The sequence below is a fragment of the Paenibacillus sp. FSL H3-0321 genome, from assembly GCF_038002865.1.
In the GTDB taxonomy this organism is placed as follows: domain Bacteria; phylum Bacillota; class Bacilli; order Paenibacillales; family Paenibacillaceae; genus Paenibacillus_AQ.
In genome coordinates, this window is record NZ_JBBODH010000001.1 from 114,437 (window position 1) to 136,189 (window position 21,753).

The window sequence follows — 21,753 nt, forward strand, 5'->3', positions numbered from 1 at the left end:
ACTCCATTTTATAATGAAAGCGTAAACAAAATTGATAATCAGAATAAAGGGGAATCGAACTAGATGAAAACAAAATGGTCCATGAAAAGCAAAAGTTTGACGAAGTGTCTGGCCGTGCTGTCCATGTCTGCCTTGATGGTTGCAACCCTCGCGGCATGTGGAGACTCTTCCAATCCTCCTACAGCAGAGGAAGCAGGCAAATATGAGGTAACGCCGGGAGATCCGTTCAGTGCCTATAAAGACGAAATCACCGTAACTATGGGACGGGTGACCACAGCCAACCCGAAACTGCCGGCTGGAGATACCTATGAGAACAACGCGTATACTCGGCTGGTCAAAGACACGTTTAACGCTCAGATTACAGATCAATTTGAAGCCAATGGTGAAGATTATAGCCGGCAAGTTTCGCTCGCCATCGCCTCCGGGGAATTGCCTGACATGATGCGCGTCGATTCCAAAGATGAACTTAAAGAACTGGTGGATAATGATCTGATTGAGGATCTGACAGCCATTTATGATCAATATGCTACGGATAACATCAAGCAGATGTACGATTCCTATGATGGCCGTGCATTAGACAATGCGACGATCGATGGACGTTTGATGGGCCTTCCGGCGACTTCCCTGGATTCCGCACCAACGATGGTTTGGGTCCGTCAAGATTGGCTGGATCTGCTGGGAATTCAACTTGATGTAGACGGAGACGGGACCATCTCGCTGGATGAAGTGGAGAAGACAGCGCTGGAATTCCTGAAAAGAGATCCTGGCCAATCCGGGAACCCGGTAGGTATTCCATTTGTGAACACGCTGAATACAACAGATTATAATGGCTCTGCTTATACCATGCTGGGTGTTGCCTCAACCGAGGGAGCGTTCCCGCAATATTGGATGAATGGTGAAGAGGGCAAAATCGTGTATGGTTCCACGACAGAAGAAACCAAGCAAATGCTGGGCATCATGGCGGATTGGTTCAAGGATGGCATCATTGACCCGCAATTTGGGACCCGCACGTTTGATGACATTACTGCACTCTACACCAATGGCCAAAGCGGTATCGCTTTTGGACCGTGGCATATCCCTGACTGGGGACTGATCAGCGTGAAGCAGATGGATAAAAATGCAAAATTTTCGGCGTATACGTTGGAGGATGCAGACGGCAATGTCAACGTGGCACATGCCAATCCATCCAATCAGTTTATCGTGGTGAGAAAAGGATATGAACACCCTGAGCTGGCCGTTAAGATTGTAAACCTGTTCTACGATAAACTGGCTAATGATAAAGATGCTGCAGCAACCATGCCGGAAGCTGCCAAGTATCAAGAGACCGGGGTAGACGGTTCTACGAGACCTTTTAATATCGAAGTCAACTCTGCTACATCGCTGCTGGATGATTACTCTGACGTCGTTCGTGGGATTAAAGGAGAGATTGGCCTGGGTGAGGTTCGTACAACCGAATCGAAGAACAATATCGGAAGCATCAAAACCTATTTAAGCGACATGGATACGGATGACGCGACTGCTTGGTCGAAATATCATTCGCGGATCAACGGAGTTGGACTGATCGACAAACTGACAAAGGAAAACAAATTCGTCTGGATGACACCTACTTTCTCTGGAACTACATCAAGCATGAAACAGACGTGGGCCAATCTGACGAAGTTGGAGCAGGAATCGTTTATCAAAATAGTGACCGGTTCAGAACCGCTCGATTACTTCGATACATTCGTCAGCAATTGGAAGAAACAAGGTGGTGATCAAATCATTCAGGAAATTGAAGACGAGGTCGCATCAAAACAATAAACACCATGAACAGTGGCAGGGCTGCGATACGCAGCCTTTCTTCAAGAAAGGGGTTCATCATGAAACAGGGGAATTTGAAAGCAAGGGGCCGGCTTGGCGCAGGTGCCATGTACCATATGATGATGCTGCCAGGCATTTTGTTTTTGCTTGTATTCAGCTATGTTCCAATGGTCGGCATCATTACGGCTTTTCAGGACTATATACCCGCCAAGGGCATGTTCGGCTCCGAATTTGTAGGGCTGAAGCATTTTATTTATATGTTTAAGCTGCCGGATATCGCGCAGGTCGTCAGCAATACGTTGGTGATTGCTATTGGCAAGATTCTGCTCGGAACGATGATGGCCATCATTTTTTCCGTTTTGTTAAATGAAATTCGTATTAAATACGTAAAAAAATCCGTGCAGACGATTGTTTATCTGCCACACTTTCTGTCTTGGGTTGTACTGGCATCCGTCGTTGTCAACATGTTCAGTTTGGACGGAATTGTGAATCAAATGTTGGCGTTCTTTGGCTTGGAAAATATTAATTTCCTTGGCAGCAACACCTGGTTCCAGCCACTGATTATCGGAACAGACGTGTGGAAGGAGTTTGGTTACAGTTCCATCGTCTATTTGGCTGCTATTACGTCGATTGATCCCGGTCTGTATGAAGCGGCAGGAATGGATGGAGCCAGTTGGTGGAGAAAAATATGGCATATTACGTTGCCGGGCATGCTCCCTATTATTCTGCTCATGGGTGTAATGAGCCTGACCAATATTTTGAGCGCCGGTTTCGATCAAATCTATAATCTGTATAACCCGGTTGTCTATGAGTCGGGCGATATTCTGGATACCTATGTCTACCGGATCGGTCTCGTTGGGCGACAGTATAGCTTCGGTACGGCTGTTGGCTTGTTCAAGTCCGTGATCGGCATTGTTTTACTCTTGTCTGCCAACCAGTTGGCCAAAAAATATACGGACCGAAAAATATTCTAAGGAGGCAAAACCTGTGTCCTATTCTGCAAACTTAAAAGATCGAATTGGCCGGTTTGTCATCTATGCCATTGTCATCATGCTGGCATTGGCCTGCCTTCTTCCGTTATGGAATATCGTTGCCATTTCATTCAGTAGCAGCGAGGCGGTATCAGCGAATGCTGTAGGTCTCGTTCCGGTCAATTTTACAACTGCAGCGTATACCAAAATTATTGATGATCCACAGTTCTGGCGTTCCTTTGGCATATCTGTTCTACGTGTCGCGCTTACCCTTGTGCTTAACATGACTCTGATTATTTTGATGGCTTATCCGTTATCCAAATCGAAAAGGGATTTTAAAGGCAGAAACATTTATATGAATATTATGATTTTTGCCATGTTGTTCAGTGGAGGCATGATTCCGAGTTACCTGCTGATCAAAAACCTGGATATGTTGAATACGATTTGGGCACTTGTTCTGCCAGGCGCTGTCCCGATATTCAGTGTCATCCTCGTGATGAACTTCTTCTCCGCTGTACCTAAAGCGCTTGAAGAAGCAGCGTTCATCGATGGGGCGAATCCGCTCCAGGTCTTGTTCAAAGTGTATGTTCCTGTGTCCATTCCTGCGCTGGCAACAGTCGCTCTATTCAGTATCGTGGGTACATGGAATGACTTCTTCAGCGGTTTGATCTATATGACCAAAGTCAGCAATTATCCGCTAATGACCTATATTCAGTCCCTTAACGTGAATATTGCCGATTTGCTTCAAGCCGGCACGAATTCCAGTGAGCTCAGCAACCTAACTGAAATTTCGAAAAAGAACCTGAATGCGGCCAAAATCGTAGTCGCTGTCATCCCGCTATTGCTGATTTATCCGCTGCTGCAAAAATACTTTGTGACTGGCATTGTCGTAGGATCCGTCAAAGAATAACTAGATGCTGTGAGTTGATGAAAATAAACCACGTTTCGTGTGAAAGAGAGGTTGAATGGAACATGAAAAATAAAAAATGGTGGAAAGAAACCGTTGTATATCAAATATATCCACGGAGCTTTCAAGATAGTAACGGAGATGGAATCGGCGACTTGGAGGGCATTGTGTCCCGATTGGATTATTTGCAGGAACTCGGCATCGGTGCGATTTGGTTATCACCCGTTTGCAAGTCCCCTCAAGATGATTATGGGTATGATATTTCAGATTATCAGGATATCGATCCGATGTTTGGGTCTTTGGAAGATATGGAAACGTTAATTCATGAAGCCGGGAAACGAGACATTCGGATCATTATGGATTTGGTGTTGAACCATACATCGGATGAACACCCTTGGTTTCAAGAAGCCAAAAAAAGCAAAGACAATCCGTACCATGACTACTACGTCTGGAGAGATGGCGTTGAAGGAACGCCTCCGAACGACTTGGGGTCCACTTTCGGTGGCTCAGCCTGGGAATGGGTGCCTGAGATCGGGCAATATTATTTACATCTATTTTCTGTGAAACAGCCGGATCTTAACTGGGAAAACCCCAAAGTCCGGCAGGAGATATACAACATGATCTATTGGTGGATCGACAAGGGTGTTGGTGGTTTTCGACTTGATGTGATCGACTTAATCGGTAAAGAACCGGATTTGAAGATTACGGGAAACGGGCCTAATCTGCATAAATATATCAGGGAACTGAGCAAAGCGACGTTTCAAAAAGCGGAAGACCTGCTAACCGTTGGAGAAACATGGGGCGCCACTCCGGAAATCGCCAAACTGTACAGCAACCCGGACGGCAGTGAGTTTTCAATGGTATTTCAATTTGAACACATCGGTTTGGATGAACAAGAAGGCAAAGGAAAGTGGGATCTAAAGCCTTTAGATGTTATGTCATTAAAAAAAGTGCTGTCCAAATGGCAGACGGAGCTCAAGGGTGACGCCTGGAACAGTTTGTTCTGGAATAACCACGACTTGCCTCGAATCGTTTCACGTTGGGGAAATGATGGAGAATTCAGGATCGAATCAGCTAAAATGTTGGCCACCCTTCTTCATGGCATGCAAGGTACGCCTTACATTTATCAGGGTGAAGAATTGGGCATGACGAATGTTCAATATGCTATTGAAGATTATCGGGATATAGAATTGCTCAATTTTTATAAGGAAAGAATGGGGAAAGGTTATCCTGAACGCAACGTTATGGAGTCGATCTACGCCAAAGGACGCGATAACGCACGAACACCTATGCAATGGGATACTTCCGATAACGCTGGTTTTACACGAGGGGAACCATGGATTAAGGTGAATCCGAATTATAAGCACATCCATGCCGAACAAAGTTTGAATAACCCCGAATCCATATTCCATTATTACCGGAAGTTAATTCAATTAAGGAAAGATCATGAAGTAATCGTATATGGTGAATATGAGCTGATCTTTCCAGAGAATCAAGACGTGTTTGCATATACCCGAACATTGAATGGTACCAAAATTTTTGTCGTATGCAATTTCAAAGGATATACGACCGAACTCCCGCTTCAGGGACAATTGGCACAGACGAATCAGCTGTTGATATGCAATTATACAGGTGATATGACGGAAAGCGAATTGCGTCCATACGAAGCAAGAATGTACCTTAGCCATGATTAGGGCATAATACGTTAAATAAAGTTTAGTCCTTAAGAAAGTAGGATTCTGAGATTAGTACATCTGGAGAGATGGGAAGAACGGAGACGAACCGAATAACTGGGAGAGCGTCTTTGGCGGTTCTGCTTGGGAATATGATGAAGTTTCCGGACAGTGCTATCTCCATCTGTTCTCCAAAAAACAACCGATGCTCTTGGCGATGCTCAAGGCTAACCTCCGGCAAGCTCAATATGTTAGGTGAAAAGGTCAATTCCGGAATCTAGCACCACAAATCGAAGCTTTTATTTATATCCTTAATAAGCCTTGATTGTTTATAATATGACAAACAAAACAGAGATATAGAAGCAACAGCCATGAGCATAAGAAAGGAGGAACGTTAATCATGGTGCTGCATAAAAAACAAAATAATCATCTCAGGCTGAAGCGGATTTATGAGGAAGCTGAGCCAGAGGATGGGTACCGGATACTGGTAGACAGGCTGTGGCCCCGTGGCATTTCCAAACAAGAAGCCGCAATTGACGAATGGATGAAGGAGATTGCCCCCAGCCCAGAGCTGCGGAAATGGTTCGGCCATGAGCCAGGGCGGTTTGCGGGATTCGCAAGCAGCTATATCAAGGAGCTGGAGGAAGACCCGGAGCGTGGCAGACTTGCCGCGAAGCTTGATGAACTGGTGCTGGAACAAGAGGTTACTTTGGTCTATGGAGCAAAAGATCCCGTTCACAATCATGCGAACGTCCTGCTTGAATGGCTTATTTCCCGATAAAAAAGTACAGGCCGCTCCTGGATCGACTAAGATCCGGGAAGCGGCCTATGTGTATTCATTTCTATTGTCCATGAACAATGGAGCGGCCTACTGTAAATATCTGAAGCTCTTTTTCCGGCCGTCCCCGATATAGAGAACATTATCGAATTCCGAGGACTGTAAACCACCTTCATCGTTCAGGTAATCCTGTGCAACGTATCTGCCCTTGATCTGAGCCAGTATATTGGTAATGCCCTTGAACTGGTCTCGTTCGATTACATCTGTCAACGTGCATTCAATGGCGATTGGGCATTCCCGGATTATAGGAGCATTGACTGATTGCGATTTAACATGCGTTAAATTTAAGTTGTCAAATTTGCTCAGCTCATGGCCGGAATTCGCTCCGCAATAGCTGATTGCGTCCATCATAGAACGATCCGGCACATTAATTACAAAATCATGCACTTCTTTGATTTGATTGATGGCATATCCCTTACTGCTGAAGCCAAGGACCACCATATCCTTCAGCGTGTACGAGGAAGAGATTGTGGTCACGTTCGGAAGTCCGTTGACATCGTAGAAGCTCACTAGAATGACCGGAAATCCGTAATACATTTTCTCATAATTCACAGCTACTTTATCCATCATGCAATCCTCCTGAATTCTAACTTACCACTGAGTGGCAGTTCCATTACAGAAAGCATATCGCAGAGGGTAAAGAGCCTGAGTGATCTCACTCACATGCCTAGTTGTTGTCCAATTGCAGGGCGGGGCCGAAAAATTCATAATGAATTTGTTCTTCTTTCATTCCGAGGGCATGCAGTTCACGAATCATCGCTTCCATAAAAGGTACCGGACCGCAAACATAGGCATCACCTGTAATGTCCACATATGTCTTTAGGACTTCACCTGTAATTACGCCATCCGGACCACCGGAATAGAAGGTTTTGGTCTTAACATTGCTCATCGCAGATGCATGTTTCTCGACATCTTTACGGAAAGCGGCCAGTGCTTCATTCCGCGCAGAATGCAGGAATATAGTCGGCCGGTCCGGCGTTGTTGCCGCAACGGTTTCGAACATGCTTATCATCGGCGTGATGCCTACACCACCAGAGATAAAGGCCACAGGCGTTGTTTTGGTGGCATCCAGTAAAAACTCACCCGCCGGAGCGCTTACTTCGACGGTATCTCCTTCTGCAACCTGCTCATGAAGATAAAGCGAGACGACGCCATTCGGATCATTATCGGCTTCGCGTTTCACGGAAATGCGGAATTCATCCGCTTTTGGCGCTTGCGAAAGGCTGTATTGGCGGATCATGGTGTACTTCTCGCCAGGTATTAAGACACGCACAGAGATATACTGTCCTGGCTTATAATCCGGTACATTGGAACCGTCTGCCGGTTTGAGGTAGAACGAGGTAATGTTGGTGCTTTCTTGTACTTTGTGCGCAACAGTAAACGGTTTGAAGAAGTTCCAGCCATTTTCCTGTTCACGCGCTTCTTTATACATGCTGTCTTCAACGCCGATAAAAGCACCTGCGATGACGCCGTAGGCTTCTTCCCATGCTTTGAGAATTTCATCGGTGGCGGCATCACCCAGCACTTCCTTGATGGCTTTCAGTAAAAATTCGCCGACAATCGGGTAATGCTCCGGTTTAATGCCAAGACTGACATGCTTGTGTGCAATCTGGACAACCGCAGGCAGGATATTCTCAAGGTTGTCAATGTGGACGGCTGCTGCGTACACCGCATTGGCAAGTGCAGCCTGCTGGCGGCCTTGCGCCTGGTTGGCATGGTTAAATACATTAAGAAGTTCTGGATGGGCTTCGAACAAATTCCGGTAAAACACTGATGTAATGGTTGTACCATGTTCGGCTAATACGGGTGCTGTGGATTTGACAATATCCCGGGTTTCCTGTGATAAAATAACGATCAGCTCCTCTCAATTGTTACAAATTTAATATATACTCATTTTAAGTTAAAAGATATATTTAAAATACCACTTTAACAAAATGGACAATATATATGATATTATTTGTAATAAATATCACTTACTATACCTGCAAATGGAGAGAAATATGAGACTTACTTTGTATACAGATTATTCTTTGCGAATCCTCCTCTATCTTGGATCAAAGCAGCGAAGTGAGCTTTCAACCATACAAGATATATCGAACGCTTATCATATCTCCAAAAATCATTTGATGAAGGTCTCACACGAATTAGGAAAGGCGGGATATATTGAAACTGTAAGAGGGCGGGGGGGAGGTATACGGCTTGCCCGGACACCTGAAGAGATAAACATTGGGGAGGTCGTACGCCGGATGGAAGACGACTTCTATCTTGTCGAGTGCTTCAATCCTTCAGGCGGCAGCTGTCCGATCTCCCCGGTTTGTGGACTTAAAGGAGCACTTGCCAGAGCACTTCAAGCCTATCTGCAGGTGCTAAATGAATATACGCTGCAGGATTTATTAATCAACAAAGATGACTTGCGTGCTATTCTTCAACAGCAGGAGAAGGTCACGCCTCCGCTAACAACAGCCGTTCCTCATCCCGGCTATGAATGGAGTTCACAACCAACAGGGCATGGAACTGATGAATCACCTCAGGAATGAGTCCGTCTTCAGCAAGCATTGCTTTCACATCTTTTACTATAATTCGCAGCAGTTCATGATCACGTGTCAGCTGCTTAACTGCGTCTTGCAAGTGAGGATTCTTATCGGCTACTTCCTGATAGAATCCGTCTTCTTCCGCATCGGCGTGACTAATGATTCGCGTCTCCCAGTACTCAATCAAATGATCGGCTGCTTGGCGCGCCACCTCGTATTCTTTTGCTTCCAGAAGCTCTTCCACTTCTTCAGTTTTAGCTATAGCACCGGACAGCCCGCCTTGATGAATGGCATGATGGGCGTGCAACTGGCGCAATGAAGGACCTGTCATGTGGCTCATCCTCTCGTTTTTTTTCAGTATAGCACACCAGAAAGCAGTGGAATTCCCGCTAAGGAATTCCCCGGATCACAAACAGGGAACTCCCTAATAGGAGCCAATATCCTTAATTATCTAGTACCGCACAGCTTTTCTCTCAACGAGGAAGGCTTTTTTTGCTTTTTATTCAGATCAAGGGAATTCCCGCGGCTCAATAGGCGATTCCCTAATGGGAAGTATCGCCAGGGGGATCCATAATGAGATTAATTGAATGAATGTATATTTTTACGCAACCCTGTCCTTCATTCTGCAAAGGAGTGTTCGTAATCGATGAAGAAAAAATATGGTCTCAACTTTTTCAAGCCAATTGAAAGCTATTCCGGGAACTGGTCCATTCTTGAGGAGAAAAACCGGGATTGGGAGAATATGTACCGTCAGCGCTGGTCTCATGATAAAGTAGTCCGCACCACTCACGGAGTCAATTGTACAGGTTCCTGCAGCTGGAAGGTATTTGTGAAGAACGGAATTATTACCTGGGAGAACCAGCAGATTGATTATCCTTCCTGCGGGCCGGATATGCCGGAATTTGAACCGCGCGGCTGTCCCCGTGGAGCTACATTTTCGTGGTACGAATACAGTCCTCTTCGCGTGAAGTATCCCTATGTTAGAGGGAAGCTGTGGCGTCTGTGGCAAACGGCACTGTCCGAGCATGACAATTACGTCGACGCGTGGGCCAGCATTGTAGAAGATCCAGCAAAGGCTGGCCTTTATAAGAAGGCCCGCGGCAAAGGCGGCCATATCCGAGTGGGATGGAACGATGTACTCCACCTGATTTCAGCACAACTGATTTATACCATTAGAAAATACGGTCCCGACCGGATTGCCGGCTTCACACCTATTCCGGCCATGTCGATGGTCAGCTACGCTTCGGGTGCACGCTTCATCTCGCTCCTGGGCGGTCAAATGCTGAGCTTCTATGACTGGTACGCCGATCTTCCTCCGGCATCTCCGCAAATTTGGGGCGAACAGACGGATGTGCCGGAATCCTCCGACTGGTACAACGCGGGCTATTTAATGATGTGGGGGTCCAATGTGCCGCTTACCCGGACACCGGATGCACATTTCATGACGGAAGTGCGATATAAGGGAACCAAGGTAGTATCGGTGGCACCGGATCTCGCGGAAAACGTCAAATTCGCCGACAACTGGCTGGCGCCGAATCCCGGTACGGATGCCGCGCTTGCCCAGGCCATGACGCATGTAATTCTGAATGAGTTCTACAATGAGCGCCAGGAACCGATGTTCCTGAATTATGCCAAGCAATACACAGACATGCCTTTTCTGATTTTGCTGGACACGCATGAAGATGCCTTGAAAGGCGGACGTTTTCTCCGGGCGAGCGACCTCGGTGAGACATCGCAGCATTCAGACTGGAAACCGGTCATCTTTGACGAGTCGGCCAGTGAGTTCATCGTTCCCAATGGGACCATGGGCCAGCGCTGGGAAGAAGGCAAGCAATGGAACCTGATCCTTGAACGTGAAGATGGAAGCAAAGTGGAGCCGGCACTAAGTATTGAAGGTCATGGAGAGCAGTGGGCAGAAATTGTATTCCCTTACTTTGACAATGCCGGTAACGGTACGTTCAGACGGATGATCCCGGTCAAAACAATCCAGCTGGCAGACGGTACAGAACGGGTTGTTGCCACTGTGTATGATTTGATGATGAGCCAATACGGCATCGCTCGTACAGCCAGCCCGCTGAACGCCAAGGACTACACGGATGAATCCTCACTTTATACGCCTGCCTGGCAGGAGAAAATTACGAGTGTGAAATCAAGTGTTGTCGTTCAAATCGCCCGTGAATTTGCCCAGAACGCGATTGATACGGGTGGACGCTCAATGATTATCATGGGGGCTGGGATTAATCACTGGTTCAACAGTGACACCATCTACCGTTCCATCTTGAATCTGGTGATGCTCACCGCTTCACAAGGTGTCAATGGCGGGGGCTGGGCGCATTATGTCGGTCAAGAGAAATGCCGCCCGATTGAAGGATGGTCAACTATTGCCTTTGCCAAAGACTGGCAGGGTGCGTCCCGACAGCAAAATGCCACATCGTTTTTCTACTTTGCAACTGAGCAATGGCGTTATGAGGAGAGCGGCACGGATTCGCTGAAATCGCCGACTGGCGGAGAGGTAGCCTATCAGCATCCGGCTGACTATAACGTGCTGGCTGCACGTCTCGGCTGGCTGCCGTCCTTTCCGCAGTTCAATAAGAACAGCCTGCTGTTCGCGGAAGAAGCTGCTCAGCAGGGCAAGAAGTCCAATGCTGAAATTATTGGCCACACTCTGGAAGAGATCAAATCGCGTAAAACCCGCTTTGCGGTGGAAGATCCGGGCGCTCCTGAGAATTTCCCTCGTTCACTGTTTATCTGGCGCTCGAACCTGATCTCAAGCTCTGCGAAAGGGCAGGAGTATTTCATGAAGCATTTGCTGGGAGCTTCCGACGGGCTGCTCGCCGAGCCGAATGAAGAGCAGAAGCCGGAGGAAATTATCTGGCGGGAAGATGTGGAAGGCAAGCTGGATCTGATGGTTGCCCTGGATTTCCGGATGACCACAACGCCGCTGTATGCGGACATTGTTTTGCCTGCGGCCACCTGGTATGAGAAAACAGATCTGTCATCAACAGACATGCATCCCTTTGTTCACCCGTTCAATCCGGCTGTGAACCCGCTCTGGGAATCGCGTTCGGACTGGGATATTTACCGCCAGCTTGCGGAGGTTTTCTCCGAAATGGCGAAATTACATCTGCCTGGCGTCTACAAAGACCTTGTCTCAACACCTCTCGGCCATGACTCGGTAAGCGAGATTTCACAGCCTATGGGTCTTGTCAAAGACTGGGCCAAAGGCGAGATTGAAGCGATCCCGGGTAAAACAATGCCAAACCTAAGCATTGTTGAACGGGACTATACCCAAATACATGATAAATACATCTCGCTCGGACCCAACCTCGCAACCGGCAAAGCAGGGGCACATGGCATCAGCTTCTCTGTTGCCGAAGAATACGAGGAATTAAAGCAGATAAGCGGGGTTCATTTCGACGATTCAATCAAAAACGGACTGCCAAAACTTCAAACTGCCCGCCAGGCGGCAGATACGATCCTTCATCTGTCATCGGCTACCAATGGCCGTGTATCCCAGAAGGCTTACGCGCAAGCGGAGAAAGATTCGGGCGTTGAGCTCAGAGATATCTCGGCTGACCGGGCAGCAGAGAAGATTACGTTCCAAAGTATTACCGCTCAGCCGAGGGAAGTCATTCCCACACCGGTATTCAGCGGCTCGAACAAGCAGGGCCGCCGGTATTCGCCGTTCACAACCAATATCGAACGTCTTGTTCCTTTCCGTACCTTGACCGGAAGACAGCATTTCTATATTGACCATGAGATCTTCCTGCAGTTTGGAGAATCGCTGCCAGTCTATAAGCCCACCTTGCCGCCGATGGTCTTTGGACCGCGTGACAAGGCAGTGAAAGGCGGACAGGATTCGCTTGTTCTACGGTATTTAACACCGCATGGCAAGTGGAACATCCACTCTACCTACCAGGATAACCAGCACATGCTGACCTTGTTCCGCGGGGGTCCAACCGTATGGATCAACAATGAGGATGCCGAAGCGCATCAGATTTCCGATAATGACTGGCTGGAAGTCTACAACCGCAACGGTGTCGTAACCGCACGCGCGGTCGTCAGCCACCGGATGCCGAGAGGCACCATGTTTATGTACCACGCCCAGGACAAGCATATTCAAGTACCAGGCTCTGAGATCACGGATACTCGCGGCGGAAGCCACAATGCTCCTACACGAATTCATTTGAAGCCTACTCAAATGGTGGGCGGATACGCACAGCTCAGCTACGGTTTCAACTACTATGGTCCAATCGGCAACCAGCGGGATGTCTACGTAGCCGTACGCAAAATGAAGGAGGTTAACTGGCTTGAAAATTAAAGCACAAGTAGCAATGGTAATGAATCTGGATAAATGCATCGGCTGCCACACATGCAGTGTCACCTGCAAAACAACCTGGACTAACCGTAAAGGCGCGGAATATATGTGGTTCAACAACGTTGAAACGAAGCCGGGGATCGGTTATCCGAAACGTTGGGAAGACCAGGAGCTCTATAAAGGCGGCTGGAAGCTGCGTAAAGGAAAGCTGGAGCTGAAGTCAGGCAACAAACTGTCCAAGATCGCTCTCGGCAAAATCTTCTACAATCCAGACATGCCGGAAATGAAGGATTACTATGAGCCGTGGACTTACAATTACGAACATTTGACGAATGCAGGTGAACAAAAACATTCCCCGGTCGCACGGGCACATTCGGCGGTAACAGGTGAGAAGATGGATCTGGAATGGGGACCGAACTGGGAAGATGATCTCGCGGGAGCGCATGTAACCGGACCGCTGGATCCGAACATCCAGAAAATTGAGGAAGAGATCAAATTCAACTTCGAAAAATCCTTTATGATCTATCTGCCCCGCCTATGTGAACACTGCCTTAATCCGAGTTGTGTTGCGTCCTGTCCTTCCGGTGCGATGTACAAAAGGGATGAAGACGGAATTGTACTCGTCGACCAGGAAGCCTGCCGCGGCTGGAGATACTGCATGACGGGCTGCCCGTATAAGAAGGTGTACTTCAACTGGCAGACCAACAAGGCGGAGAAATGTACCTTCTGCTTCCCGCGTGTGGAAGCGGGCTTGCCGACGGTCTGCTCCGAGACTTGTACCGGCCGGATTCGTTATTTGGGCGTTCTGCTGTATGACGCCGACAAAGTCCTTGATGCCGCTTCGACACCGGACGAGAAGGACCTGTACAAAGCACAATGCGATCTGTTTATGAATCCGCATGATCCGGAAGTGATCGCCCAGGCAAGAAAAGACGGCATTTCGGAAGACTGGCTGGAGGCAGCCCAGAACTCCCCGGTCTACAAGCTTGCTATCGAGCACAAGCTGGCATTCCCGCTTCATCCGGAATACCGGACGCTGCCAATGGTTTGGTATGTGCCGCCGCTTAGTCCGATCATGAATTATTTTGAAGGAAAAGATTCGCTGAAGAATCCGGATCAGATCTTCCCGGCTATCGAAGAAATGCGCACTCCGATCCAGTATTTGGCCAACATGCTGACTGCAGGTGACACGCAGACGGTCAAAGAAGCCTTGCAGCGGATGGCAATGATGCGCTCATATATGCGCGCCAAATCCACAGGTCAGGAATTCGACCTAAGCCGTCTGGAACGTGTAGGCATGACTGCGCATCAGACGGAACAGATGTACCGGCTGCTCGCCATCGCCAAATATGAAGACCGCTTTGTGATTCCGACTTCCCATAGAGAACAGCATATGAACCCTTATCGTGCCCAAGGTTCGACCGGCTATGGCAATAGCATGGGAGATATGGGCTCCGGCTCCGGCTGTGACGGCTGCGGCCCGGCCAGTGCTGCAGGAACCACGATGAAGAACGGCAAGGAAATGTATGAAGAGAACTTCTACGGAGGGATTTGGCGTGATTGATCTGATCAAATTGTACGATTACAAGCAATCCTTCGGATATTTCGCCCTGCAGCTTATGTACCCGGGGAAGCTGGATTTTCATCCGGCTTTTCTGGAAGAGGCGTTCAGCAGCGGCCACCCGGGTTACGCCCATGTGCACACCTATTGGTCACTGATGCAAAACTTCAGCCTGGAAGAGATTCAGGAGAGTTATGCGGCCACTTTTGATTTCCAGAAAGACTGCGCCCTGTACATGACCTATTTTAAATTTGAAGATGCCAAAGAACGCGGACAGATGCTGGCCAAACTGAAGCTATTATACGAAATGTTCGGGCTGCAAATGCCGGAAGGGGAGCTGCCCGATTATCTTCCGCTGATGTGTGAGTTTCTGTATGCTGCAGAATGGCTTGAAGATCCGTCAGCGCCTGAGAATTTCGGGATGCTGATTGCGATTCTTGAGGATGGCACCTATCATCTGCTCAAGGCGCTTGATAAGAATAAAAGTCCCTATTTCCACCTGGTGAAGGGATTGCGTGAAACATTTAAAGCTTGTGCCCGACAGGAGGCCCCCAGTCAATGAATATGTTTGCTCAGTTTCTATGGGTTATTTTCCCTTACATTTGTATGGTGGTCTTTATCGGCGGACATATCTTCCGCTACCGCAAGGATCAGTTTAACTGGACGGCGAAATCCAGCGAATTCATTGAAAAGAAACAGTTGAAATATGGGAGTATCTTATTCCATCTTGGGATTATACCGGTCATTTTTGGCCATGTCGGGGGTCTCGCCATACCGAAGTCATGGATGGAGGCAATCGGTGTCAATGAACATCTTTACCACATAGGCGCGGTGTATATTGGCGGATTTTTCGGAGTAGCCACGTTGCTGGGGATGATCATTCTGACCTCCCGCCGCTTTACGATCAAGAATGTCCGCCGGCTCAGCAGCGCCTCCGATTTGATTGTCAATTCACTGCTGCTCTTTATCGTCTTTATGGGAATGTACTCCACAATCGTAACCAATGCCGTACAGCCCGAGTTTGATTACCGTGAGACGATTTCCGTCTGGTTCCGGGGCCTCTTCATGTTTAGGCCGGATCCGTCACTTATGGAAAGTGTGCCGTTTTCCTTCAAGCTGCACATCCTGTCCGGCTTTGCCATCTTTGCCTTTTGGCCGTTCACCCGCTTAGTCCATGTATGGAGTGTTCCATTGAATTATGTAGGCAGAAGTTATATTCTATACAGAAGAAATAAATCGAATTAAAGGAAAGCAAGCGAAAACTTCTTTCCCTGTTCAATAGGAGAGAGAACGATGACAAATACGGTGAATTACCAAAAGGAGCTAGATCAGATCCGCAAGGCTTTAGGTTATGATTTCATGTCAATGGCCCTTGCTGAACCAGCAGAATATGACTATGTGATCCGATGGAAATACGCCTCCGGTAATACGAATGACCGTTTCAAACGGATTGTGCTGCAATCGGGAAGAGGAATTGCGGGAATCGTGTTCAAGACCGGAAAACCGTTTTCACTCTCTTCAGTACAGAAACATGTGCAGCCTGATACATTGTTTAACTATCCTATTACCAAGATGGAGAATTTGAACAGCATTGGCGCTGTACCCATATGGAACGATGCCCGCGTCGCAGGTGTACTGCTTGGAGGATTCAGGGGAGAAGAGCAGGTAACCGAAGAAATGCTGCACGCCTTGGAGACAGTTGCGCGTAAAGGTATTGGAGATTTGAACGGGAAGGAATTGTTGCTGAGTTGAGGGTACCCGGAATGGATCTGCCGAATCTGTTAATGACGAAGCTGTTTGAGAACAGCATGGAGGCCATGTTCTTTTTTGACCGGGAAGGGAAAGCCCTGGCAATGAATCCGGCTGCAGAGAATATCGTAGACAAGGATATCTTGAAGCAGCTTTATCAGGGAAATCCCCAGGCTCTTTGTGGAACTTGCCGGGGGTATACCAGTGAAACGGAACTGCGCACCTGCCTTAACTGTTATTTCATTACACCGGACTCCGAGGATTTTACATCCTATCAAGTTTACCTGGAAACCAAAGACAAAGGGATTGTTCCTTATGCCGCTACGTTTCATACCATTGATTACGAGCAAGGCATCCGGGTATTTATGCTGAGGGATTTAACTAGACAGTTCAAAACGCAAGAGAAGTTTTATCAGAACAAAATGATGAAACATGTGATAGAAGCGCAGGAGAATGAACGCAAACGGATATCCCGCGAGCTGCATGACAGTGTTGCCCAGGAGTTGATGAGCGCAGTCATTGATCTTCGCGTGCTCAAGTATATGACATCTGACGAGCAGCTGCTGAGGAAAGTCAAGCAGACTGAGGTATCAATGACCCGGCTGCTGAATGATATCCGCAACCTCTCAGTAGAGCTTAGACCTGCGGCACTCGATGATTTCGGATTGGAAGCTGCATTCCGGTCCCACTTCAAACGGATGGAACAAAGCTATGGCCTTGTAATAGAATATAAATCTCAGCTTTCAGAGAAGCGCTATGAGAGTGAAATCGAGACCGTCATGTACCGGGTTTGCCAGGAAGCCGTTTTGAACGCGCTAAAGTATGCCCAAGTAGACACGGTCAAAGTTTCTCTTACAGAGAAAGACGATGTCCTGCGGCTCCTGGTCGAAGATGAAGGGACCGGCTTCAAATTGGGGGACGAACCTAGCGGAACCGGACTTGGCCTCTTTGGCATGCAGGAACGGGCGGAATTGGTAGGCGGTACTTTCAATGTAGATTCAGGTATTGGCAGAGGTACAAGAATCCTTTTACAGGTTCCTGTAGGATTTGCTCAAGGGAAGGAATGAGATTCTGATGAAGATCGTCATTGCAGACGACCATGCGATAGTACGCAGCGGATTCTCCATGATCCTGAATTTTCAGGATGATATTGAAGTGATCGGAGCGGCGGCAGACGGAAGAGAAGCTTATGCCATGGTAGCCAAATTCCGGCCGGATATTCTGATTATGGATCTGAGCATGCCGCCGGGAGAAAGCGGACTGATTGCGACAGGCAAGATTAAAGAGGATTACCCGGATACCAAAATCCTGATTCTGACGATGCATGATGATGAGGAATACTTATTTCATGTACTCAAGAACGGAGCTTCCGGATATGTCCTCAAAAGCGCACCGGACGAGGAGCTATTGCTGGCCATTCGGACCATTTATGAAGGCGGCACCTACATCCATCCCAAGATGGCGACTTCTTTAGTCCGTGAGTTCATCAAAAAGGATAAGACCGTCAGCACAGAAGACCTGTTCGAACTGTTGTCGAAACGGGAACTTGAGATTCTACCGCTCATCGCCAAGGGATACGGCAACAAGGAAATTGCTGAGAAGCTGTTCATCTCCGTCAAAACAGTTGAAGCCCACAAAGCTAAAATCATGGAGAAATTAAATCTTAAAAGCCGGCCTGAGCTGGTTGAATATGCATTAAGGAAAAAAATGCTGGATTTCTAACCGGTGAATGGAGGTTATGCTTGCGTGCCGGATTTTGCAGAACTGCAGTTTACAACACCCGCCATACGCATTCTTGAGAACGAACACCGTTATCTGTCTTTTCTTATGGAAGAATGGCATGCCATCGTGCTTTGGTTCGAACAGGAAACGATAAGTGTGGAAGAAGGCAGGACACGGCTTCAAGAGCTGCGTAAAGGGGTCCTCGATTTTACCGGTCCGCTGAAGAAGCATACGGCGAAGGAAGAAACACACTTTTTTCCGCTGCTGGGTACTTATATCGGTTTTGAGCAAGGGCCGCTTGTTGGTATCCAGGAGGAACACAGCGAAATTGACGGATATATCGGCCATTTCCTGCATCACACGGGTGGCGGGATAGATCTGTTGTCACTTGAAGAGCTCCGTGATGCTGTGAAATACGCCGGTGAAGCTTTTGAAGTATTGACTGTGCACTTTGTGAAAGAAGAGGCTGTCATATTCCCGATGGCCGAAAATCAGATGAATGCTTTGGACAAAGAGCGGTTAAGCCAGAAACTAAATACGCTCATCACCTGAAACACACAAGCTGCTTCTTCTTGAAGCGGCTTTTTTATGCTTTGTAGCTATATAGATTGAACTTGAAACTTGAGGAAAGGGAGCGGAGTGACGGAGGGGGAACTGTAGGAGCGATAGCGACCGGCTGAAAGCTTTCCGTAGGATAGCTCGCTTCGAAAACATAAGCAGTCTTCGGATTTCAACCGCGAAGCCGTTCCAGCCTATTTTCAGGGTTTACCCTGTCAGGGAAAGGGTTCTCCCCTATATCTGAACAGGGGGATCGGCGGATACAATGAGATCAGGAAATACGTATCTAGATAGACAATCAGGAGAATAAATGGCGAAAAGGTGAGTTGAATGATTAAAAAAATGCAGTTGCCGCTACAAACATTAAACTTGATTCTCGGATTTATGGTATGGGTTATTATTTCCTCCCTGATGCCTTTTATTTCCGAAGACATCAGCATTCCACCCGGAAAATTGGCGATGGTCACCGCAATTCCGGTTGTCCTGGGTTCGATTCTAAGAATTCCACTTGGCTATTATGCAAATATTTTAGGAGCACGGATTATCTTTATGACCAGCTTTATTCTGCTCTTGTTTCCGGTCTACTTTATTAGTGAAGCTTCTACAATGACTCATTTAATTATTGGAGGAACTTTTCTTGGAGTCGGCGGGGCTGTATTCTCAGTAGGGGTTACTTCACTGCCTAAGTATTTTCCTAAAGAAAAACATGGTTTGGTAAACGGGGTTTACGGAATAGGCAATATCGGAACTGCCGTCACAACCTTCTCGGCCCCGTTCGTAGCCGCACAAATCGGCTGGTCACCGACAGTGAAGATGTACTTGATCCTTTTACTTATCTTTATTGCGTTGAATTTCTTTTTCGGGGACCGGCACGAACCCAAGATGAAAACACCAATCATCGAGCAAATCAAAGGTGTTGCCAAAAATGAGAAGCTCTGGCTGTTCTCGCTGTTCTACTTCATTACCTTCGGGTCTTTTGTAGCGTTCACGATTTATTTGCCGAACTTCCTGGTCTCCAATTTTGGACTGGAGAAGGTGGATGCAGGCATGCGTACAGCCGGCTTCATTGCAGTTGCTACCTTTTTCCGGCCGGTAGGTGGCTGGCTCGGCGACAAATTCCAGCCTTTGTTCCTGCTGATTGGCACATTCAGTATCTATACGGTTGCAGCGATCATTCTTGCGTTTATGCCTTCCATGGGTCTGTATACAGCGGGCTGCCTTGCGATTGCGGTAAGTGCGGGAATCGGAAACGGTGTTATTTTCAAATTGATGCCTTTGTACTTCAATAAGCAGGCAGGAATTGCCAACGGGATTGTGTCAATGATGGGTGGTCTTGGCGGCTTTTTTCCGCCAATTATGCTGTCGTTGATTTATTCGGTCACAGGTCAATATTCCATTGGATTCATGCTGCTCTCGCAGGTGGCCCTAGCCAGTCTGGTGCTGGTGGTATGGCTGTATTATCAGGATCGGCTTGCGCTTACCTCTGAAGTGTTCAACTCGACCGGACAGGGGATTCTGGTAACTGATGTATCAGGACTTATAAAAACCGTGAATCCGGCATTTACGAAGCTCACGGGCTTCACCGAAGAAGAAGTACTCGGCAAACAGCCCAGCATCCTGAAGTCAGGCCGCCAATCCAAGGATTTCTACAACGGCATGTGGAGTGAAATCAGGGCGAAGGGGATGTGGCAAGGCGAAATCTGGAACCGACGCAAAAATGGTGAAGAATATTTGCAGTGGCTAAATATCAGCGCTGTCAAAGACGAGACAGGCGAAGATGTCCGCTATGTGGGCACGTTTAGCGATATCACACAGAAGTAACCGGATAAACCGGGTTCAGTCCAGCATGAAGTTAGGAGCAGATGAAGTTGAAAAACAATAGAAATCCGATTTCGGTTGCAGAAGCCGTGTTCCGGGTAGTCGAAAGAGCACGCCGCACAGGCACAGAAACTGTGCCGCTAGCCGAAAGTTATGGGCGAATACTGGTGGAACCGCTGGCGGCCACCCATGATGTTCCGCATTTCGACCGTTCCCCCTACGATGGATTTGCAATTCGGTCAGCGGATTCGGCTGGTGCATCCCGTGACCGTCGGATCAAATTCAAAGTAATAGATCATATTGGTGCGGGGGACGTATCCAAAGTAACGATAGGCGATTTCCAAGCCGTCCGTATTATGACTGGGGCGGCACTGCCATCTGGTGCGGATGCGGTTGTGATGTTTGAACAAGCGATTGTGACAGAGCACTCCTTTACAATCCGGAAAGCTTTTGCCCCTCAGGAAAATCTGTCACTGCAGGGTGAAGATATGAGAGCAGGAGAGACGGTTGTGCCAGCCGGCAGCTTCATACACCCCGGAACTGTAGCGCTGCTAGCCACATTCGGTTATGGGCAAGTTCAGGTAGCAAGGCGGCCAGTGGTAGGCATACTGTCAACGGGAACAGAACTGCTGGACGTTCATTCTCCGCTGGAACCCGGCAAAATCCGCAACAGTAACGGACCGATGATTGCAGCGCAGCTCGCACGGATGGGCATCCCCTACAAAATGTACGATACGGCAGCGGATCAACTTGAAGAATGTTTGCTGACGGTGCGGGAAGCTTTAGTGGAAACGGACTGTCTGATCACAACGGGGGGCGTATCGGTCGGAGACTATGATTACCTTCCGGAAATTTATGAGCAGATTGGTGCGGATGTGCTCTTCAATAAGGTAGCGATGCGTCCCGGCAGTGTGACAACGGTGGCGGTTTCGGAGGGAGCTTTCTTGTTCGGACTTTCAGGCAATCCGTCTGCGTGCTTCACGGGCTTCGAGCTGTTTGTAAGGCCGGCGCTGTTAAAAATGATGGGTGCAGACAAGACCTACCTGCCGCGGACAACCGCTCTGCTGGCAGAGGATTACCCGATAGCCAATCCGTTTACCCGGTTTATCCGCGCGGTTCATGACCGGACATCGGTGCGTCCTGCCGGATTTAATAAATCGAATGCAGTTTCTTCGATTGCACGCGGAAACTCGCTGATTGTGCTGCCGGGCGGGACAAGAGGTTACGCTGCAGGTGATCCAGTGGATGTATTGTTATTAGGCGTAGAAGAAGGAACAGATGAATGGGTTCTGTAAGCTAATCGAAAG

18 protein-coding genes and 2 pseudogenes are annotated in these 21,753 nt (G+C 47.9%); 17 read left to right on the top strand and 3 right to left on the bottom strand.

Annotated features, from left to right (window positions below; all coding sequences use genetic code 11):
* Positions 1–63 precede the first annotated feature (63 nt).
* The 6 genes and pseudogenes from MHI45_RS00460 (at position 64) to MHI45_RS00485 (ending at position 6,132) form a co-directional block, all read left to right on the top strand.
* Positions 64–1,800: an extracellular solute-binding protein gene (locus MHI45_RS00460; protein WP_076111942.1), complete on the top strand. Its 1,737-nt coding sequence runs from the start codon at positions 64–66 to the stop codon at positions 1,798–1,800.
* Between the two features lie 59 nt (positions 1,801–1,859).
* Entirely contained in the window at positions 1,860–2,774 is a 915-nt protein-coding gene (locus MHI45_RS00465) for an ABC transporter permease (RefSeq protein ID WP_076111940.1), read from the top strand.
* Between the two features lie 13 nt (positions 2,775–2,787).
* Positions 2,788–3,681: a carbohydrate ABC transporter permease gene (locus MHI45_RS00470; RefSeq protein WP_038591843.1), complete on the top strand. Its 894-nt coding sequence runs from the start codon at positions 2,788–2,790 to the stop codon at positions 3,679–3,681.
* 62 nt (positions 3,682–3,743) lie between these two features.
* The gene (locus MHI45_RS00475) at positions 3,744–5,372 is read left to right on the top strand and encodes a glycoside hydrolase family 13 protein (protein ID WP_076111939.1); all 1,629 of its coding nucleotides are present in this window, start codon (positions 3,744–3,746) and stop codon (positions 5,370–5,372) included.
* 55 nt (positions 5,373–5,427) lie between these two features.
* Positions 5,428–5,562, top strand: a pseudogene (locus MHI45_RS00480) (alpha-amylase family glycosyl hydrolase); the annotation flags it as partial.
* A gap of 189 nt (positions 5,563–5,751) precedes the next feature.
* Positions 5,752–6,132, top strand: coding sequence for a DUF488 domain-containing protein (locus MHI45_RS00485; RefSeq protein ID WP_076111937.1), 381 nt, complete (start codon positions 5,752–5,754; stop codon positions 6,130–6,132).
* Between the two features lie 87 nt (positions 6,133–6,219).
* Here the strand turns inward: MHI45_RS00485 and MHI45_RS00490 are convergent, their stop codons facing one another.
* On the bottom strand, positions 6,220–6,759 hold the full coding sequence (locus MHI45_RS00490) for a flavin reductase family protein (protein ID WP_256718159.1): 540 nt from the start codon (positions 6,757–6,759) through the stop codon (positions 6,220–6,222).
* Positions 6,760–6,856: 97 nt separating this feature from the next.
* Entirely contained in the window at positions 6,857–8,038 is a 1,182-nt protein-coding gene (gene hmpA, locus MHI45_RS00495; protein ID WP_076111934.1) for an NO-inducible flavohemoprotein, read from the bottom strand.
* A 151-nt stretch (positions 8,039–8,189) separates the two neighbouring features.
* Between hmpA and MHI45_RS00500 the strand changes: the two are divergent.
* Positions 8,190–8,615: pseudogene (locus tag MHI45_RS00500) on the top strand (RrF2 family transcriptional regulator); the annotation flags it as partial.
* Between the two features lie 16 nt (positions 8,616–8,631).
* Here the strand turns inward: MHI45_RS00500 and MHI45_RS00505 are convergent.
* On the bottom strand, positions 8,632–9,051 hold the full coding sequence (locus tag MHI45_RS00505; protein WP_076111933.1) for a hypothetical protein: 420 nt from the start codon (positions 9,049–9,051) through the stop codon (positions 8,632–8,634).
* A gap of 315 nt (positions 9,052–9,366) precedes the next feature.
* Between MHI45_RS00505 and MHI45_RS00510 the strand changes: the two genes are divergently transcribed.
* From MHI45_RS00510 to MHI45_RS00555, 10 genes are all read left to right on the top strand, one after another.
* The gene (locus MHI45_RS00510) at positions 9,367–13,041 is read left to right on the top strand and encodes a nitrate reductase subunit alpha (RefSeq protein WP_076111931.1); all 3,675 of its coding nucleotides are present in this window, start codon (positions 9,367–9,369) and stop codon (positions 13,039–13,041) included.
* Entirely contained in the window at positions 13,031–14,602 is a 1,572-nt protein-coding gene (gene narH, locus MHI45_RS00515) for a nitrate reductase subunit beta (RefSeq protein ID WP_076111930.1), read from the top strand. The genes MHI45_RS00510 and narH overlap by 11 nt, the downstream gene beginning before the upstream one ends.
* Positions 14,595–15,161 (top strand): nitrate reductase molybdenum cofactor assembly chaperone, encoded by a 567-nt coding sequence (narJ, locus tag MHI45_RS00520; protein ID WP_076111928.1) that lies wholly within the window; start codon positions 14,595–14,597, stop codon positions 15,159–15,161. Before narH ends, narJ begins: the two co-directional genes overlap by 8 nt.
* Positions 15,158–15,844, top strand: coding sequence for a respiratory nitrate reductase subunit gamma (narI, locus tag MHI45_RS00525; protein ID WP_038591863.1), 687 nt, complete (start codon positions 15,158–15,160; stop codon positions 15,842–15,844). The genes narJ and narI overlap by 4 nt, the downstream gene beginning before the upstream one ends.
* A 48-nt stretch (positions 15,845–15,892) precedes the next feature.
* Positions 15,893–16,351: a GAF domain-containing protein gene (locus MHI45_RS00530; RefSeq protein WP_076111926.1), complete on the top strand. Its 459-nt coding sequence runs from the start codon at positions 15,893–15,895 to the stop codon at positions 16,349–16,351.
* An 11-nt stretch (positions 16,352–16,362) separates the two neighbouring features.
* Positions 16,363–17,415, top strand: a complete 1,053-nt coding sequence (locus tag MHI45_RS00535; RefSeq protein ID WP_076111925.1) for a sensor histidine kinase — start codon at positions 16,363–16,365, stop codon at positions 17,413–17,415.
* A 7-nt stretch (positions 17,416–17,422) separates the two neighbouring features.
* Positions 17,423–18,070 carry a response regulator gene (locus tag MHI45_RS00540; protein WP_038591872.1) on the top strand — a complete coding sequence of 216 codons (648 nt, stop codon included), beginning with the start codon at positions 17,423–17,425 and terminating at the stop codon, positions 18,068–18,070.
* Positions 18,071–18,094: 24 nt separating this feature from the next.
* Positions 18,095–18,622, top strand: a complete 528-nt coding sequence (locus MHI45_RS00545; RefSeq protein WP_076111923.1) for a hemerythrin domain-containing protein — start codon at positions 18,095–18,097, stop codon at positions 18,620–18,622.
* A gap of 336 nt (positions 18,623–18,958) precedes the next feature.
* Positions 18,959–20,449, top strand: coding sequence for an MFS transporter (locus tag MHI45_RS00550; RefSeq protein WP_076111922.1), 1,491 nt, complete (start codon positions 18,959–18,961; stop codon positions 20,447–20,449).
* Positions 20,450–20,496: 47 nt separating this feature from the next.
* Positions 20,497–21,741: a molybdopterin molybdotransferase MoeA gene (locus MHI45_RS00555; protein WP_144024368.1), complete on the top strand. Its 1,245-nt coding sequence runs from the start codon at positions 20,497–20,499 to the stop codon at positions 21,739–21,741.
* Positions 21,742–21,753: the final 12 nt, after the last annotated feature.

What these genes read in the sequence shown, in the direction of transcription:
- MHI45_RS00475 (WP_076111939.1), top strand. Translation starts at nt 3,744, where the DNA reads ATGAAAAATAAAAAATGGTGGAAAGAAACCGTTGTATATCAAATATAT.
- MHI45_RS00505 (WP_076111933.1), bottom strand. Translation starts at nt 9,051, where the DNA reads ATGACAGGTCCTTCATTGCGCCAGTTGCACGCCCATCATGCCATTCAT.
- MHI45_RS00460 (WP_076111942.1), top strand. Translation starts at nt 64, where the DNA reads ATGAAAACAAAATGGTCCATGAAAAGCAAAAGTTTGACGAAGTGTCTG.
- MHI45_RS00485 (WP_076111937.1), top strand. Translation starts at nt 5,752, where the DNA reads ATGGTGCTGCATAAAAAACAAAATAATCATCTCAGGCTGAAGCGGATT.
- MHI45_RS00490 (WP_256718159.1), bottom strand. Translation starts at nt 6,759, where the DNA reads ATGATGGATAAAGTAGCTGTGAATTATGAGAAAATGTATTACGGATTT.
- narI (WP_038591863.1), top strand. Translation starts at nt 15,158, where the DNA reads ATGAATATGTTTGCTCAGTTTCTATGGGTTATTTTCCCTTACATTTGT.
- MHI45_RS00510 (WP_076111931.1), top strand. Translation starts at nt 9,367, where the DNA reads ATGAAGAAAAAATATGGTCTCAACTTTTTCAAGCCAATTGAAAGCTAT.
- MHI45_RS00465 (WP_076111940.1), top strand. Translation starts at nt 1,860, where the DNA reads ATGAAACAGGGGAATTTGAAAGCAAGGGGCCGGCTTGGCGCAGGTGCC.
- MHI45_RS00550 (WP_076111922.1), top strand. Translation starts at nt 18,959, where the DNA reads ATGATTAAAAAAATGCAGTTGCCGCTACAAACATTAAACTTGATTCTC.
- MHI45_RS00530 (WP_076111926.1), top strand. Translation starts at nt 15,893, where the DNA reads ATGACAAATACGGTGAATTACCAAAAGGAGCTAGATCAGATCCGCAAG.
- MHI45_RS00540 (WP_038591872.1), top strand. Translation starts at nt 17,423, where the DNA reads ATGAAGATCGTCATTGCAGACGACCATGCGATAGTACGCAGCGGATTC.
- MHI45_RS00535 (WP_076111925.1), top strand. Translation starts at nt 16,363, where the DNA reads ATGGATCTGCCGAATCTGTTAATGACGAAGCTGTTTGAGAACAGCATG.